The organism is Bacillus sp. COPE52, from assembly GCF_003355115.1.
Classification (GTDB): Bacteria; Bacillota; Bacilli; order Bacillales; family Bacillaceae_G; genus Bacillus_A; species Bacillus_A toyonensis.
Window position 1 is genome coordinate 212,077 of the sequence record NZ_CP031292.1, and the last position, 17,815, is coordinate 229,891.

Below are 17,815 nucleotides of genomic sequence, written 5' to 3' on the forward strand. Positions count from 1 at the left end.
GGATCAAACTCTCCAATAAAGTTAGTTTGTCTAGCATCTAAAAATAAAAATTGACGTTTCACGTTGTTTGTTTCGTTCAGTTTTCAAAGAACTACTTGGTCGCTCATTTGCGACTCCCTTATGTTAACATCTTCATGTTTCAATGTCAACTAAGTTTTTTATTTCGTTTGTCGTTTTCTGCGTTATTGCATCGGCGACTTGTTCTATATTACACCTCTGTACTCTAATCGTCAACATGTTTTTCTAAAAAAATATAAAAAGGCGTATTCCTTTTAAAATACGCCTTTTTTACCATAGAACATTCTATTCATTTATTATTTTTCTATAATAGGTAACGCGACGATGAATTGGATAATACCATCCTCATATTCAGCTCGAATACTCCCCCCCTGCAATTCAACAATACTTTTCGCAATAGCTAATCCAAGTCCCGAACCTTCCGTTACTCTACTTCGGGATTGATCCTTCTTATAAAAACGTTCAAACAAGTTCCCTAATTCTTCTCTCGTAAACTCTTCACTATGATTTGCTATAACAATTTGTATATCCTTGCGCTGTCTTTGAAGAGAAACTTTTATCTCTCCATCATCTTTACTATACTTAATCGCATTCATTAGTAAATTATCAAATACACGGACCATCTTTTCCGAATCAACCGATGCATAGGCACGTTCCTCAGGAAATTTCTTAACAAACGTAAGTCCATGCTCTTCCGCTTGCGGTACTAATTCTTCTATTAATTGTTCCAGTAACTCATTTATACATACTTCTTGTTTTTCTAATACAACTTGTTCATTCGTTAACTTCGTATACTCAAATAAATCTTCTATTAAATTTTTTAACTGCTCCGACTTTGCAAAAGCAATTCTCGTATACTCATCATGTTGTTCTTTATTTTCATATTTAGAATCTCGAAGTAATCGTAAGTAACCCATAATAGAAGTAAGTGGTGTACGTAAATCGTGAGATACATTCGTAATAAGCTCATTCTTTTGCTTCTCTAATTTACGTTCCTTTTCTATATTATTCATAAGCTCTTCCGCCATATTATTAATATTCTCAGTTAAAGACGCAATCTCATCTTCACCTTTCTTCTCAATACGGTACGCTAAGTTACCTTTTTCTATTTCCTTTACACCTTCTGCCATCGCTTCAATTTGCTTCATCTTTCTCTTTGTTATATAGAAAAAAGAGAAAATGAATACAAGGACACCAATTAAAAACGGAAATGGTCCTTCTTGTGTTTCATACATTACCTCTCCCTCTGGAATTCCGCTAACAAACATGTACAAATTCTTTCCTTCAATAGTAATAGGTGAAAAAGCTATAAACTCTTTTCTTGTACTTTCAAATTCATTTCTACCATCTGTATAATTAATCGCAAATGATGCTGCATTACGAATCGTATTATGCAAATCGATTTGCTCTTCTTGCGCCTGCTTTGTTTTATATAAAACTTTACCACTTTCATCAGTAACCAATATTTTTAAAGCTCTATTTCCTCGCTCTAAATTTTGATTCTCCATTTCGATCATATTAGATATAGCTTCTAATTTATTTTCATGAACCGAACTACTCGCTGCTCTTTGAGCTTGGTAATTAATTTGTTCCATACCAGCTCGATAATCGATAGTCGCTTGACGATTCGCATTCTCAAAAAATGGCGCAGCTGCTTTCGCTGACAAAACTCCTAATAACGCACAAGCAGCAAAAGTAGTAATCAATTGAATTCTTATACTCTTCCGTACGCTCTTTACTAATTTTTCAATTAATTCTCTTGTTTTCCTTACATAAGTAAACGGATTAAATATCTTTTTCAATCTTATACCCCACTCCCCATACTGTTTTTATATATCTAGGCTTCCTTGGATTCTCCTCAATCTTTTCACGTACTTTTCGAATATGCACCATTACAGTATTATCAGACTGGAAAGATCGTTCGTTCCACACCTTTTCATAAATTTGCTCCGCGCTAAAGACCATACCTGGATTACGGGCTAGTAATTCTAAAATTGAAAATTCCCTCGGAGTTAGTTTCACTTCTTCTCCATCTACAATAACTTTATGGGTCGAAATGTTTATTTTCATCTCTCCAATTTCTAACTCGTCCTCATTTTGTATAGCGAAACCATTCATTTTCATATAACGACGTAACTGGGATTTAATTCTCGCGATTAACTCTAACGGATTAAACGGTTTCGTTACGTAATCATCTGCACCAGTTGTTAACCCTAAAATTTTATCCATATCTTGCGTTTTCGCAGAAAGCATAATAATTGGCATTTCTTTCGCTTCTCTTACTTTCATACACATATGAATACCATCTACTTTCGGCATCATAATATCCAACACAACTAAATGTACTTCATTCTCTTCTAACATACGTAGCCCTTCTTCTCCATCTCCCGCCTGCAGTACTTTATATCCTTCGTTCTTTAAATATATTGTAATAAGATTCCTAATTTCTTTTTCATCATCTACGACAAGTATTGTTTCCCCGGCCATAATATTTCCCCCATTCATTTTTTATCCCTAACTTCTATTATAGGAAAACTTCTGAAGAAAAACGCTCGGAAATCCTTAAGATTTTCTGAAGACGCAAAAAAGGCCTAGACTCCCCTTAAGTCTAGACCTTTCAAAAACCCCTTTATTTACGAACGTAGATGAAATACAGTACGAATAAAACTCCCATAACATACATAATCGGATGAACCTCTTTACGACGACCACTCACAACCATTGTAATTGGATAGAAGATAAATCCAATCGCAATTCCCGTTGCGATACTATACGTAAGCGGCATTGAAATGATAGTAAAGAATGCCGGTACTGCAATCTCGAACTTCTTCCAGTCGATTTCTCCTAAAGAAGAAACCATTAAGATCCCTACAATAATTAAAGCTGGTGCCGTTACAGCTGGTGTTACAACACTTAATAATGGCGAGAAGAATAGTGCCAGTAAGAAGAATCCTGCTGTTACAACTGCTGTAAATCCAGAACGTCCTCCCGCTGCTACCCCTGCAGACGATTCAATGTAAGACGTTGTTGTTGACGTACCTAAGATCGCACCAATTACAGTTGCAATTGCATCTGCGAATAATGCTTTTCCTGCACGTGGTAATTTATTATTCTTCATTAATCCTGCTTGATTCGCAACCGCTACAAGCGTACCTGCTGTATCAAAGAAATCGATAAAGAAGAACGTTATAATTACAATCCCCATTTGAATAGTGAAAATGTCTCCGAAATGAGTTAACGCAGCACCGAACGTTGGTTCTAGACTCGGTATCGCTCCCACTACAGCTTTCGGAGTATCAATCAATCCTGTTGCCACTCCTAAGATCGCTGTAAGAATCATACCGTAAAATACTGCACCATTGATTTTCTTAATCATGAAGATGATCGTAGTAACAACCCCAAAGATTGCTAGTAACGTTGTGCCCTTTGTTAAGTCCCCCAACCCAACAAGAACAGCATCATTTTTCACGATAATTCCGGCATTTTGGAATCCAAGAAAGGCAATGAACAATCCGATACCTGCTGCTACTGCAAACTTTAACTCCGATGGAATTGCATTAATGATTTTTTCACGAATACCTGAAGCTGTAAGAATAATAAAGATAATACCTGACATTAACGTTCCGGCAATTGCTGTTTGCCACGGAATACCCATCGTTAAAACTGCTGTATAAGCAAAGAACGCGTTAATTCCCATACCTGGGGCTAAAGCAATTGGATACTTTGCGAAAATACCCATAATTAACGAACCGATCGCGGCCGCTAATGCTGTCGCAACGAATACTGCACCTGGATCCATTCCTGTACCTGCTGGTAACCCTTTAACATTTCCAAGTGACAGCGTAGCAGGATTGACAAATAGTACGTAAGCCATAGATAGAAATGTCGTTAACCCTGCTATGAACTCAGTCTTATAATTCGTACCGAGCTCATCAAATTGAAAATAGCGTTTCATCCTACGTTTCCCCCGTTATATGATTACTCGCCGCATTTCACCCTAGCCCTCTTTTATCTATAAAAATAAAAAAGGCTTCCATTGCATATACATGGAAGCGTTCTATAAACAAAGACAAGTTTCCCCTCATCTTTATAAAAACGCCTCGTAGTCAAGCCATTTACGGTAGCTAGGTAGAAACTTTCGGGCCATATCCCCGATATTATACGACGGCATAATATTCACTTTTCGTTTGAATTACATACTCATATTAACTCCTGAAAGTATTTTTGTCAATTTAAAAACGAACATTTTTATAAAATTTCATATTTTCGTTCGTATTAATACTGAAAACAAAAAGATCCATCTATGCATGAGCAAAAGATGGATCTTTTTTATAATACTATTCCCACTCAATAGTTGCTGGTGGCTTACTCGTTACATCATACACGATACGGTTAACGTGTTTTACTTCGTTTACGATACGTACAGAGATTTTCTCTAATACGTCCCAAGGGATACGTGCCCAGTCAGCTGTCATACCGTCGATAGATGTTACTGCACGGATACCTACTGTGTAATCGTAAGTACGCTCGTCACCCATAACACCTACGCTACGCATACCAGGAAGCGCAGTGAAGTATTGCCAAATTTCGCGGTCTAAGCCCGCTTTAATAATTTCTTCACGTAAAATCGCATCAGATTCACGAACGATTTCTAATTTCTCTTCTGTGATTTCACCTAATACACGAATACCAAGTCCTGGACCTGGGAATGGTTGACGCCATACGATTTCATCAGGAATTCCTAATTCAGATCCTAATACACGTACTTCATCTTTAAATAACGTGTTTAAAGGCTCAATTAATTTGAACTGCATGTCTTCCGGAAGTCCACCAACGTTATGGTGAGATTTAATTGTTTGTGCAGTTGCTGTACCACTTTCAACGATGTCTGTGTAAAGTGTACCTTGTGCTAGGAAGTCCATACCTTGTAATTTAGAAGCTTCATCATCAAATACGTAAATGAATTCGTTACCGATAATTTTACGTTTTTGTTCTGGATCTTCTACACCTTTTAACTTGTTCATAAAGCGTTCTTGTGCATCCACTTTAATAACGTTCATATGGAAGCCTTCGCTAAATGTTTTCATAACGCCTTCTGCTTCACCTTTACGAAGTAAGCCGTGGTCAACGAAAATACATGTTAACTGGTCGCCAATTGCTTTATGAATTAATACTGCTACAACAGAAGAATCTACACCGCCACTAAGTGCACATAGTACTTTTTTGTCTCCAACAGTTTCACGGATCTTCTCTAATTCTACTTCGATAAAGTTCTCCATGTTCCATCCTTCAGAACAACCACATACGCCGAATACGAAGTTTTTAATTAAATCGTTACCGTGCTCAGAGTGACGTACTTCTGGGTGGAATTGTACACCGTATAAGTTTTTCGCTTCATTGCTCATACCAGCAATTGGGCAAGACTCGCTTGTTGCGTCTACTACGAATCCTTCAGGTAAACCAGTTACTAAGTCACCATGACTCATCCATACAACTTGCTCTTCTGGAAGGTTCGTATATAATTTTGATTCGTTCTCTACTTTAAGAACAGCTTTTCCGTACTCACGGTGGTTTGCACGTTCTACTTTACCACCGAAGTGTTGTGTCATAAGCTGCATACCGTAACAAATACCGAAAATCGGTAATCCTAGTTCAAAGATTTTTTCATCACAATGTAATGCACCTTCACCGTATACACTATTTGGTCCACCAGAGAAAATAATCCCTTTTGGATTCATTGCTTTAATTTCTTCTGCAGTAATTGTATGTGGATGAAGTTCACTGTATACACCGAACTCACGAATTCGACGTGCTATTAACTGATTGTACTGACTTCCAAAATCTAAAACGATAATTGTATCGTGCTGCTTTTTCAAAATAATCACCCCAACGTTAGTTCTCGTATATAAATATTTTCACCAATTTGGCGAAAAGCATTACCAATATAATAAAAAAAGCCAGTCCTCCGCCTCTAGTCTCATAACAAAGAAAAGGCAGGGGTCTGGCTTTATAAAGAAAGATAGTCTCCGCTCTTTATAAATATAAGACACACTGCCTTCATAGTCAGGTTGTTTACGGTAACCCGGTAGAGACTCTCAAACCATATCATTGAGGATATATGAAGGATCGTTTTATATTATCTTCCTAGATTCTAACAATGAAGTGTCGATGTGGTCAAGAGAGAAAGCGACAAAATTCTACAGAAATTAATTTCTTTCCCACTAAAACACAAAAAACATTTCCATATAGAAATGTTTTTTGTGTTTTATCCTATTATTCAACTTTTTTCTGTTGTTTTCTACCCATTAATCGTGTAACACCATTTTTCATTACAAATACCCCGTATCCCACAAATAAAAAAATAACGGGCAAAATGTCAAAACGATACCTAGTTTGAACTTCGACAAACAAATGAATAACCACATATCCACCAAACAAAATATATAAAAGAGGATATATTGAATCATTTCTTCTATATAATGAAATGGTACCAATCGCAAATATACAACATGTAATATACATAAGCCTTTCATATTTTGTCAGCATTTGTTGTAAGTGTGGTTTATTCAGTTCCCCCCACTCCAAAGCCCAACCAGGTGCATCATCAGGATTACTCCACATTTTTTCAACTTTCAATACAAGTAATTGACGAACTTTCTCTTTGTCCTTCAATCTGTCCTTGATCAAAGCAATGGAAGCATCATTTCTTTCCTTCCCAAGTTTAAATTGACTAAGGTAAACAACATCTGGCTGATTCCATCCACCAATCGAATCATAATTGAATCCCACAACAAATTTCCAATATGGCATTTGGTTCGACAATGGTTTTTTCGCTAATCCCGTGTTCATTAAGAAAATACTTACAATTTGCATCACTAGAAAATATACAATCACTATTCCCACTAATTTTTTTACGTAGTTTAACGTTTCTTTTTTTCTAAACGGAAGTATCTTATAAATTAATACATAAACAAAAACCGCCAATAAAAAGAAACTTCCTAACGGTCTCATAATATTTCCAATGCTTAACAGTAACCCTGTTAAACCCCAACCGTATTTAGTTGAAAAACCTTTTGTAATTAAAACATACAGTCCTAAAAAAAAGAAAAAGGTAGAAATATATTGATTTGTTAATACAGAGCTATAGATAATATTAGGTATGTAAAGCGCGTAAAATATTGCCGCAGTTCTCGCACTGTATTCATTAAAAATGGTTTTACCCATAAAATAAATAATCACGGCAGTACCTACGCTCCAAAAAATATTAAATAACTTCAATATAAACAGATAATTACCAAAAATTTTTATTAATATAGCCTCATAATATGTGAATCCCAATTGGTATGTCCAACTCATATAGTATTCATCTGTAATAAATGCAAAATTACCCTTTACAGCTTGTTGAGCACTTTCATACATTACAGAAAAATCCGAGATAGGTACTGTTTTTTCAAAAATGATCCATAACAACCTAATTGCAAAGGCTGTAACTATGAGAATGAGCAAAAATTGATTAACTGTTAAAAAACGATTTGCTAAAAATGATATTATTCCGAGCACCAAAATAGTTGCTACTATCTCCAGAATTAACACAGCGACCGAGGAATAGGTAGATTTCTCTATTTGAAATGAATTATAAAGTGTAATGACAAACATCGCCAAACCACATACTACTAATATTTTCGAAAAAATGTTTCTACCCAAATTTTCTTTAATCTGCATCATATACCTCACTAACTAGGCTACCGCCATCTTCTCTCATAGACAATAAGAACTAGGAGACTTATTATCTCGACTAAAAAATAAGAAAAATCCCTTTTGACTGTATCATAAATGTTAAAAGAATTATATATTCAATTGGAATTATATTGAATATTACCGTAATAAAAGAAGCTTGAATATTCCCCTCCATTCTCTCTCTAAACTTGCGACCTTCCAGAAACCTTTTATATACATCTTAACAACAAAAAAGACTACCTCCTTTTATCAAGGAAGTAGCCTTCTTCTAATTAACTATTTATACATTGAACAGCTTCACAGAGTGATGCTTATTACATCATTCCGCCCATACCGCCCATGCCCATGCCGCCCATGTCAGGCATTGCTGGTGCATTTGGTTCTGGCTTATCAGCAACTACAGCTTCAGTTGTTAAGAACATAGCTGCAACAGATGCTGCGTTTTGAAGTGCAGAACGAGTTACTTTAGCTGGATCTACGATACCAGACTCAAGCATGTTAACCCATTCGCCAGTAGCTGCGTTGAAACCAACGCCTACTTTTTCGCCTTTTAGACGCTCTACAACTACAGATCCTTCTAGACCAGCGTTGATTGCGATTTGACGAACTGGCTCTTCTAGTGCACGAAGTACGATGTTGATACCTGTTGCTTCGTCGCCTTCAGCTACGATAGAAGCTACTTTCGTGTATACGTTCATAAGTGAAGTACCACCACCTGCAACGATACCTTCTTCTACTGCTGCACGAGTTGAGTTAAGTGCATCTTCAATGCGAAGTTTGCGCTCTTTTAACTCAGTTTCAGTTGCTGCACCTACTTTAATTACTGCTACGCCACCAGCTAATTTAGCAAGACGCTCTTGTAATTTTTCACGATCGAATTCAGAAGTTGTTTCTTCTAATTGCGCACGGATTTGACCGATGCGAGCTTCGATTTGTTGTGTGTTTCCAATACCTTCAACTACAGTTGTGTTTTCTTTCGTTACAACGATTTTACCAGCGCGTCCTAAAGATTCAACTGTAGCAGATTTTAAGTCACGTCCTAATTCTTCTGTGATTACTTCGCCACCAGTTAAGATTGCGATATCTTCTAGCATTGCTTTACGACGGTCACCAAATCCAGGAGCTTTAACAGCCACTACATTGAATGTACCACGAAGTTTGTTCACTACTAATGTAGCTAAAGCTTCGCCTTCTACATCTTCAGCAATGATAAGAAGTGGTTTACCTTGTTGTACCACTTGCTCTAATACTGGTAAGATTTCTTGGATGTTAGAAATCTTTTTGTCAGTAATTAAGATATATGGGTTATCAAGAACAGCTTCCATTTTGTCAGAATCAGTAATCATGTAAGGAGATGCATATCCACGATCAAATTGCATACCTTCTACTACGTCTAATTCCGTTGTGAATCCTTTAGATTCTTCTAAAGTAATAACGCCGTCGTTACCAACGCGCTCCATTGCTTCAGCGATTAATTGACCTACTTCTTCGTCAGCCGCAGAAATAGCAGCTACTTGTGCGATAGAAGATTTACCTTCAATTGGTTTAGAAATCGCTTTTAATTCTTCAATTGCAGCAGTAACAGCTTTTTCGATACCTTTACGAAGACCCATTGGGTTTGCACCAGCTGTTACGTTTTTAAGACCTTCACGAATCATAGCTTGCGCTAATACAGTTGCAGTTGTCGTTCCGTCACCAGCTACATCGTTTGTTTTGCTAGCAACTTCTGCTACTAATTTTGCACCCATGTTTTCGAATGCATCTTCTAATTCGATTTCTTTTGCGATTGTTACACCATCATTTGTAATAAGTGGTGAACCGAATTTTTTCTCAAGTACAACGTTACGACCTTTTGGTCCAAGCGTTACTTTTACTGCGTTTGCAAGAGTGTCTACACCGCGAAGCATCGAACGACGTGCTTCTTCACTAAATTTAATATCTTTTGCCATAATAATTGACCCCCTTGGAATTTTTAAGATTTATATAATTAACCGATAACTGCTAAAATGTCACTTTCACGTAAAATCAAGTAGTCTGTACCTTCGTATTTTACTTCAGTACCTGCATATTTTGAGAAGATGATAAGATCACCTGCTGCTACCTCTAAAGCAACACGCTCACCATTTTCAAGCACTCGACCAGTACCTACTGCAATAACTTTACCCTCTTGTGGTTTTTCTTTTGCAGTGTCTGGTAATACAATACCACTTGCTGTTTTTTCTTCTGCTTGAACAAGCTCAATTACAACGCGATCACCTAATGGCTTTAGCATGAACAATAACCTCCTCATTGTGTTATGTAAATTTTTTATTAGCACTCGAGTCACCCGAGTGCTAACACACTTATAATAATAAATAATCTCAATTTCTTTTGCAAGTAAAAAAATCATAATTTTTTCGCAAATTACTATATATGCTCTTCTATATAAAATCCTTCTTCTACTACCTTTACTATATGAATCGTTGTTTCCACTACTCGTATGTTACAATATGAAAGACACCCTAAGTTGTTTTCGCTACACACACAACTTTTTCCTGTCTTCTATTTTAATTTCCAATGCAGATTTACAAAAAAAAAACATAATTCGAATGAAAGTTTATATCGTAGGTAGCATATTACATGTTATCCTGCCTTATCTCATACACTAGAGTTAGAAAGGATGGTTAAACCATTTGAAGAAACAATATTGGTGGATTATCGTTACATACATTTTAATGCAATTGTCGGGTATTGCCGGATTACCACTTCTTCTGAAAACCGGACTATACGATAATAGAGGATTTACCAACGAGGAAAAGTTTCAACTAATAACCGGACATTGGTCTATTATTAGCTTTTTCATTGCACTATGCGTTGTAATTTGGTTACTTAGAACAGATATTCGTGACAGGCATTTAGATGCAATGCGCTCTTCTGTTCCAGCTACAATCGGGTGGATTTTTATCGGGTTCTTCTTAGCAATCATCTCACAAAGTATTGCAGGTATGATTGAAATGTATCTATTAGGGATTACACCTGGATCTGAGAATACAGACCGACTTATGGACATCGCAAGAACGACACCTTGGTTCCTTATTGTTATATCTATAATCGGACCTATTTTAGAAGAAATCGTATTTAGAAAAATTTTATTTGGTACACTTTATAAGAGATTTAATTTCTTCGTTGCTGCTATTATTAGTTCACTCGTATTCGCAGCGATTCATTTTGATTTTACTCACCTATTGGTATACACTTCTATGGGGCTCGTATTCGCCTTCTTATATGTAAAAACGAAACGCATTATCGTTCCTATAGCAGCCCATGTAGCAATGAATACATTAGTTGCCATTGGACAGATTTTCATGAGCAATGAACAAATTCAAGAAATGATTAAAGAAGCTGAAAAAATGCAAGGCTTTATCGGAGGATTTTTTGTATGAGAAACTCACCATTGTTCATGGCTGCATTGTATTTCCTTCTCGGATGTATCTTTACACGTTTCGCCATTACGAACGTGACAGATACAATCTGGAATATGTGGACAATACTATTTGCAGTTATGGCAACAATTGATTTTAATTTGGCACTTCGCCTTATATTAGTGAAATTCACAAAGAAAAAACAATAATAAAACGCAGAGGTCACCTCCTCTGCGTTTTATTGTGGATAATTCTTTAAAAAGTAAACAAGCGTTTGTAGCTCTACAGCTAAATCAATATGATGAATTCTTATATTCTCTGACACATTTAAGCGTGCTGGTGTGAAGTTTAAAATACCGTGCACGTTTGTTTCTGCCAATCTATCGGCTACAGATTGCGCTACTGTAGCGGGTACTGTTAATATTGCCACTTGTATATCATTTGATAACCTTTCTTCTAATTCATCTAAATGATATACAGGAATACCCCCGATTTCTGTTCCAACTTTCTCTTCACTAACATCAAATGCCATTTCAATTTTTGTATTATTGTTTTTCGTGAAATTATAATGTAAGAAAGCGGTCCCTAAATTACCTACTCCAATAAGCGCTACACGTGTTATATCATCTTGATCGAGTGTTTCACGGAAAAATGATAATAAATAATTTACGTTATATCCATATCCCTTTTTCCCTAATGCTCCAAAGTATGAGAAATCTCTTCGAATAGTTGCGGAATCAACCTTTACCGCTTCACTCAATTCGGCTGATGAAACACGTTGCTTACCAGAAAGAGATAAGTTTTGGATAAATCGATAGTATAGAGGCAATCGTTTAGCAGTGGCTTGCGGAATTTTCTGCTGATCCATATAACCTCTCCTCTCTTCCTATCTTTATTCATATACTTGAATCGAATACAGAAGTTTAGTACTTATGAATTTCCTTGTATAATAAAGAGAAGAAGTATTCTCTCTTTATTTTAAACTATACACTATTTTTAGTATGATTGAGAAATATAAACATGGCAAAGTTAAGAAATTATTTGAGGTGAAAACATTGATTTTATTACAAGTAAACGGGCTTTCAAAATTATACGGTGCCGAAACGATTCTTGCAAACATAAAATTGGAAGTGCAAACGAAAGATCGTATCGCTTTAGTTGGACGAAATGGAGCCGGAAAATCTACATTATTAAAAATTATCGCCGGTGAATTATCTCATGATGGCGGCGAAATTATAAAACCGAAAGATGTCTCAATTGGGTACTTAGCTCAAAATACTGGATTAGAAACATCATTAACAATTTGGGATGAAATGCTAACCGTCTTTACACACCTACAGCAAATGGAGACAAAACTTCGAAGGCTAGAGCAAGAAATGGGAAAAGAAGAAAACTTTTCAAATGCCGCTACATATGAAAAATTATTAGCTGATTATGACCAATTGCAATTAGATTATAAAGATCAAGGCGGCTATCAGTACGAAGCAGATATTCGCTCCATTTTAAGCGGTCTTGGTTTCCCTGTTGAAACGCATCAGACGACAATTTCTACGTTAAGTGGCGGACAAAAAACGAGATTAGCTCTTGGGAAATTATTATTAACGAAACCAGACTTACTTATTTTAGACGAGCCTACAAACCATTTAGACATCGAAACATTAACGTGGCTTGAGCAATACTTACAAGGTTATCCTGGCGCAATTTTAATCGTTTCTCATGACCGTTATTTCTTAGATAAGCTTGTTACACAAGTATATGAAATTTCGAATAAAGAAAGCAGACGATTTGTTGGTAACTACAGTAAATATTTAGACTTAAAATCAGCCCTATACGAACAAGAAATGAAGCGTTACGAAAAGCAACAAGATGAAATCGCTAAACTTGAGGACTTCGTTCAAAAAAATATAGCACGTGCATCTACGACAAAACGTGCACAAAGCCGTCGTAAACAATTAGATAGAATGGAATTATTAACTAGACCATTAGGTGACTCTAAATCAGCCTCATTCCACTTCGATATTGAAAAACAAAGTGGAAATGATGTTTTACAAGTAAAAGATGCAACCATCGGTTATGATGAGGATCCTATTATTGAACATGTAAATATGCGCTTAACTCGGGGAGATAGTGTTGCCTTAGTTGGACCGAATGGAATTGGAAAATCCACATTATTAAAATCCATTGTGAATAAGTTACAGCTATTACATGGAGATGTTGCTTTCGGATCAAATGTATCTGTTGGTTATTATGATCAAGAGCAAGCTAACTTAACATCTTCTAAGCGCGTTTTAAATGAACTATGGGATGAATATCCGCTTCAACCCGAAAAAGAAATTCGCACTATACTAGGTAATTTTTTATTCACAGGGGATGATGTGCTAAAACCAGTATCTTCTCTTAGTGGTGGACAAAAGGCCCGATTAGCTCTCGCAAAACTTATGATGCAAAAATCCAATTTATTAATTCTCGATGAGCCAACGAACCATCTTGATTTAAATAGTAAAGAAATTTTGGAGAATGCTTTAATTGATTATCCAGGAACTCTTCTATTTGTTTCACATGACCGCTACTTCATTAATCGCGTAACGACTACAGTTGTCGAGTTATCAACAGAAGGTGCGCAAGAGTATTTAGGTGATTACGATTACTATGTGGAGAAGAAAAATGAAATGATTGAACGCGCAACATTTGAACAACAAGAACAGCAAGAAAATCAGGCACCTGTTCAAAAAACTGTAGCTCAAGAAAAATTAAATTATCTCGAAGAAAAAGAGCGTAAACAATTAGAACGTCAACGCACTCGAAAAATCGAAGAACTAGAACAAAACATCGTAAGCTTAGAAGAAGAAATTGCTACGTTAGAGGATCAGCTTTGCTTACCAGAAATATATGCAGATTATGAAAAGGCTAGTGAGATTACAACGAAAAAACAAACATTACAAGAACAACTTGAAGCCTGTATGGCAGAATGGGAAGAACTGCATATATAAGCTAATTTAAACAAAAAGGATGTCTCATCAGTCGAGGATTTTTGACTAGATGACATCCTTTTTATTTCCCTTTAGAATCAGTTTCGTAGTACATGAAATTATATCGACGATTTTTTGAATGCACATACCTTAACTTAAAATATATAAACAATTCGACAAGAAACATCGTTTTCCCGACAAAGATTGACAATTGCAGCAACCCATATGATAAGAGGAGGATTTTTCAAAAGTTTTTTAGGATATCTTCTCGTTTTTATTTCCCGAAAAAGAATTCATTTAAAGGTCAGACTTCATCCGTTTTATCCACAAGGTTATACACATATCCACCTTTATAAAATAAACATCAAAATAACTTTTCCACATTATCCACATTTAACAAAAAAGTTATTAACAGTTTATATACACAATAAAACCCACATTATCAACAGATAATATGGGTTTTATCCACAAGCTGTGGTTAATTTTGTGTATAACTATGCTTCAATATCTAAACCTGGGTTTGCATTTAAAGCTAATGTCGCACGTTTTCCTTGTTCGTATGCAATTGTACCTGCAGCTGCAATCATTGCTGCATTGTCTGTGCATAAAGATAACGGCGGGATAATTAGCTCTATATCTTCTTTTCGTGCAAATTCTTCTTCTAGACGTGCACGAAGCCCTTTATTAGCAGCTACTCCACCAGCAAGGAGCAATTGCTTTACATTATACGCTTCTGCTGCACGAGATGCTTTCGTTACAAGTACATCAATTACACTCTCTTGAAAGCTTGCTGCTAAATCTTCCGGTGCAATTTCTATACCACGTTGTTTTGCGTTATGCACAGTGTTGATAACTGCTGATTTCAATCCACTAAAGCTGAAATCATACGAATCGGGTTCTAGCCATGCACGAGGCAAATCAATTGTTGGCTTCCCTTCATGCGCAAGACGATCAATATGAGGACCACCTGGATACGGCATAGATAGCGTACGAGCTACTTTATCATATGCTTCTCCTGCTGCATCATCTCGTGTTTCACCAATCACTTCAAATGAACCATGTTCTTTCATATAAACAAGTTCTGTATGTCCACCAGATACAACAAGTGATAGTAGTGGGAATTGAACTTCTTTTACTAAACGATTCGCATAAATATGGCCAGCAATATGATGAACACCAACTAGAGGAATATCATGTGCAAAGGCTACCGCCTTCGCTGCATTTACTCCTATTAAAAGTGCTCCTACTAAACCGGGTCCCTCTGTTACAGCAATTGCATCAATATCCTCGAAAGTTATATTCGCTTCTTTTAAAGCTTCTTCTAACACAACTGTAATTTCTTCTACATGGTGACGGGATGCAATCTCTGGTACAACCCCGCCAAAACGCTTATGACTTTCAATTTGTGATGCAACGACGTTCGCAATGATTTCCGTTCCATTTTTAACAACTGCTACTGCTGTTTCATCGCAGCTTGTTTCAATACCAAGTATAATCGTATTTTTTTCCATTATATATTCACCCACATTACAAGACCATCTTCCTGATTGTCTGCATAGTATCGTTTACGAATTCCACCATTTTGAAATCCGTATTTTTTGTATAACTGCTTTGCTACTTCATTTGATACGCGTACTTCAAGCGTCATTGTTTTTACCCCTAGTTCTTTCGCTACGGAAATAACTTCTTTCAATAGGGCATCTCCTAACTTTTGACCTCGGTATTCTGGCAAAATAGCTATATTTGTGATATGTGATTCATCAATAATTATCCACAATCCACAATACCCGATTACAAGGCCATCTTTTTCTAGCACAACATAATGTGCATGTTCATTCATCGTTAATTCACGTTGAAAGGCATCTGCAGTCCAAGGAGTTGAAAAAGATGCTTCTTCAATAGCTACAATTTGAGCGATATCATCGAGTTCCATCTTTCTAAATATCATATCCATCTTCTGCAAGCTCCTACTTGTTTTGACTTTCTAACCACTTTGTTTCAGCTTCAGCTAAACGAAGGTAACTAGGAACAAATGAATGTACATCTTGTTCCTCTTTTTGTAACCCTAAGAAAGCTAACTCACTTGGTCTTGGGTTATTTTTAGTGAAAGGAGCAAATACAGCTTGATTGCCTAAATGTTCTATAATTGTTTCTTTATGCAATTTAACATCGTTACCGATAAATAAAACAGGCTGTCCTTTATGTTTTAACATTTGCAACCAGTCTACAATAAGAATAATTCGATCTTCTTCTATTGAAGTTAACTGCTCTCCTTCATATGTATATAATCCAGTATAAATTTGTCCACGTCTTCCATCAAATAAAGGACAAATTAACCCACTAAAGTTAGCACCGTTTGCAGCTACTACTTCTAAACTTGATACACCTACGATTGGTATTTGAAGTGACCAAGCTAATGTTTTTGCCGCTGTCACACCTATGCGAACACCTGTATATGATCCAGGTCCAGCAGCCACAACGATTTTAGTTAATTCTTTTGGTTTTACACCACATTCTTTTAATAGTTGCTCTACAGCTGGCATAAGGCGTACAGAATGGTTTTTTGTTAAATTTGTAATGATTTCCCCAATTACGTTTTCTTCCTCAATAAGGGATACACCCATTACGTAATTTGAAGTATCAATTGCTAGTACTTTCATCTTGTAATAGCTCCTCACATAATCTAATATAACGGTCTCCAACTGGCTCGAGTACAATTTTCCTTGTGTCATCTCCAGCATGGAATAAACTAATTTGTAACTTTTCATTCGGTAAATATGCTTCTATCAAATGAGCCCATTCTACTACCGTAATTCCTTCACCATAGAAGTACTCATCAAAACCTAAGTCTTCTTCACTTTCCGCTAAACGATACACGTCCATATGATATAACGGCAATTTTCCTTTATATTCTTTAATAATGTTAAAGGTAGGACTATTTACAACTCTTTTCACGCCAAGACCTTTTGCTAGCCCTTTTGTAAAAGTCGTTTTACCAGCTCCAAGATCTCCTTCTAAAATAATTACATCTTGTGCCCGGGCAAGTTCACCTAGTTTTTCTGATAATCTTTGTGTTTCCTCAGAAGATTTTGTTGTTACTTCATATTTACTCACAGACTTCACCTACTTTACTCACAATGTTCTCTGCTCTTTATTATACAGGTTTTGAATATATAAAAAAGTCCTTAGGAGTTGTCCTAAGGATAGTTTGACTGTCTTTATTAGTTTTTTGTTAAAACAAATAAAAAAATACGAAACAACTTGTTTCGTTCTTTTCTTTATATAAAATGGCGGTCCCGACCGGGGTCGAACCGGCGATCTCCTGCGTGACAGGCAGGCATGTTAACCACTACACCACGGGACCATTGGTTGCGGGGACAGGATTTGAACCTGCGACCTTCGGGTTATGAGCCCGACGAGCTACCGTGCTGCTCCACCCCGCGATGATATAAATAGCTTGGCGACGTCCTACTCTCACAGGGACAAGGTCCCAACTACCATCGGCGCTAGAGAGCTTAACTTCCGTGTTCGGTATGGGAACGGGTGTGACCTCTCTGCCATCATCACCAAACTATTGAAGGCATATTCCTTCAAAACTAGATAACATTTGCTACATATTATATGGTTAAGTCCTCGATCTATTAGTATTCGTCAGCTCCACATGTCACCATGCTTCCACCTCGAACCTAT

Annotated in this window: 15 protein-coding genes, 2 tRNA genes, 1 rRNA gene and 2 riboswitches; of the genes, 3 read left to right on the forward strand and 15 right to left on the reverse strand. The window is 36.5% G+C overall.

What is annotated here, in order from left to right; all coding sequences use genetic code 11:
* Window positions 1-314: 314 nt before the first annotated feature.
* The 7 genes from ampS to groES all read right to left on the reverse strand — a co-directional run bounded on the left by ampS (window position 315) and on the right by groES (window position 10,027).
* Window positions 315-1,820, reverse strand: a complete 1,506-nt coding sequence (ampS, locus tag DPQ31_RS01255; protein WP_097959929.1) for an aminopeptidase AmpS — start codon at window positions 1,818-1,820, stop codon at window positions 315-317.
* Window positions 1,804-2,505, reverse strand: a complete 702-nt coding sequence (locus DPQ31_RS01260) for a response regulator transcription factor (RefSeq protein ID WP_000896765.1) — start codon at window positions 2,503-2,505, stop codon at window positions 1,804-1,806. The genes ampS and DPQ31_RS01260 overlap by 17 nt, the downstream gene beginning before the upstream one ends.
* 142 nt (window positions 2,506-2,647) lie before the next feature.
* Complete coding sequence (locus DPQ31_RS01265) at window positions 2,648-3,973, reverse strand: NCS2 family permease (RefSeq protein WP_000833078.1); 1,326 nt, start codon at window positions 3,971-3,973, stop codon at window positions 2,648-2,650.
* 128 nt (window positions 3,974-4,101) lie between these two features.
* Window positions 4,102-4,203, reverse strand: a riboswitch (purine riboswitch).
* Window positions 4,204-4,355: 152 nt separating this feature from the next.
* The gene (guaA, locus tag DPQ31_RS01270) at window positions 4,356-5,894 is read right to left on the reverse strand and encodes a glutamine-hydrolyzing GMP synthase (protein ID WP_000743919.1); all 1,539 of its coding nucleotides are present in this window, start codon (window positions 5,892-5,894) and stop codon (window positions 4,356-4,358) included.
* Between the two features lie 164 nt (window positions 5,895-6,058).
* A riboswitch (purine riboswitch) is annotated at window positions 6,059-6,160 on the reverse strand.
* 131 nt (window positions 6,161-6,291) lie between these two features.
* Window positions 6,292-7,740: a glycosyltransferase family 39 protein gene (locus DPQ31_RS01275; RefSeq protein ID WP_208731466.1), complete on the reverse strand. Its 1,449-nt coding sequence runs from the start codon at window positions 7,738-7,740 to the stop codon at window positions 6,292-6,294.
* Window positions 7,741-8,069: 329 nt separating this feature from the next.
* Entirely contained in the window at window positions 8,070-9,704 is a 1,635-nt protein-coding gene (gene groL, locus DPQ31_RS01280; RefSeq protein ID WP_001029987.1) for a chaperonin GroEL, read from the reverse strand.
* A 38-nt stretch (window positions 9,705-9,742) separates the two neighbouring features.
* Window positions 9,743-10,027, reverse strand: a complete 285-nt coding sequence (groES, locus tag DPQ31_RS01285) for a co-chaperone GroES (RefSeq protein WP_000917306.1) — start codon at window positions 10,025-10,027, stop codon at window positions 9,743-9,745.
* A 400-nt stretch (window positions 10,028-10,427) separates the two neighbouring features.
* Here groES and DPQ31_RS01290 point away from each other — a divergent pair, with 400 nt between their 5' ends.
* Window positions 10,428-11,177 carry a CPBP family intramembrane glutamic endopeptidase gene (locus DPQ31_RS01290; RefSeq protein ID WP_000745318.1) on the forward strand — a complete coding sequence of 250 codons (750 nt, stop codon included), beginning with the start codon at window positions 10,428-10,430 and terminating at the stop codon, window positions 11,175-11,177.
* Entirely contained in the window at window positions 11,174-11,365 is a 192-nt protein-coding gene (locus tag DPQ31_RS01295) for a YdiK family protein (RefSeq protein ID WP_001246201.1), read from the forward strand. The genes DPQ31_RS01290 and DPQ31_RS01295 overlap by 4 nt, the downstream gene beginning before the upstream one ends.
* A gap of 29 nt (window positions 11,366-11,394) precedes the next feature.
* On the opposite strand, the gene DPQ31_RS01300 is transcribed toward DPQ31_RS01295, so the two are convergent.
* Entirely contained in the window at window positions 11,395-12,024 is a 630-nt protein-coding gene (locus tag DPQ31_RS01300; RefSeq protein ID WP_000372701.1) for a redox-sensing transcriptional repressor Rex, read from the reverse strand.
* A gap of 187 nt (window positions 12,025-12,211) precedes the next feature.
* Here DPQ31_RS01300 and DPQ31_RS01305 point away from each other — a divergent pair, with 187 nt between their 5' ends.
* Window positions 12,212-14,146 (forward strand): ABC-F family ATP-binding cassette domain-containing protein, encoded by a 1,935-nt coding sequence (locus tag DPQ31_RS01305; RefSeq protein ID WP_222615860.1) that lies wholly within the window; start codon window positions 12,212-12,214, stop codon window positions 14,144-14,146.
* Between the two features lie 473 nt (window positions 14,147-14,619).
* On the opposite strand, the gene tsaD is transcribed toward DPQ31_RS01305, so the two are convergent.
* The 7 genes from tsaD to rrf all read right to left on the reverse strand — a co-directional run bounded on the left by tsaD (window position 14,620) and on the right by rrf (window position 17,696).
* Entirely contained in the window at window positions 14,620-15,636 is a 1,017-nt protein-coding gene (gene tsaD, locus DPQ31_RS01310; protein WP_000414604.1) for a tRNA (adenosine(37)-N6)-threonylcarbamoyltransferase complex transferase subunit TsaD, read from the reverse strand.
* On the reverse strand, window positions 15,636-16,079 hold the full coding sequence (rimI, locus tag DPQ31_RS01315; RefSeq protein WP_000367202.1) for a ribosomal protein S18-alanine N-acetyltransferase: 444 nt from the start codon (window positions 16,077-16,079) through the stop codon (window positions 15,636-15,638). The genes tsaD and rimI overlap by 1 nt, the downstream gene beginning before the upstream one ends.
* Before the next feature lie 13 nt (window positions 16,080-16,092).
* Window positions 16,093-16,785 (reverse strand): tRNA (adenosine(37)-N6)-threonylcarbamoyltransferase complex dimerization subunit type 1 TsaB, encoded by a 693-nt coding sequence (gene tsaB / locus DPQ31_RS01320; protein ID WP_208731468.1) that lies wholly within the window; start codon window positions 16,783-16,785, stop codon window positions 16,093-16,095.
* Complete coding sequence (gene tsaE, locus DPQ31_RS01325; protein ID WP_208731469.1) at window positions 16,766-17,239, reverse strand: tRNA (adenosine(37)-N6)-threonylcarbamoyltransferase complex ATPase subunit type 1 TsaE; 474 nt, start codon at window positions 17,237-17,239, stop codon at window positions 16,766-16,768. The genes tsaB and tsaE overlap by 20 nt, the downstream gene beginning before the upstream one ends.
* A 174-nt stretch (window positions 17,240-17,413) precedes the next feature.
* Window positions 17,414-17,489: transfer RNA gene (locus tag DPQ31_RS01330), tRNA-Asp, on the reverse strand.
* A gap of 2 nt (window positions 17,490-17,491) precedes the next feature.
* Window positions 17,492-17,568: transfer RNA gene (locus DPQ31_RS01335), tRNA-Met, on the reverse strand.
* Between the two features lie 12 nt (window positions 17,569-17,580).
* Window positions 17,581-17,696 (reverse strand): 5S ribosomal RNA (rrf, locus tag DPQ31_RS01340).
* Window positions 17,697-17,815: the final 119 nt, after the last annotated feature.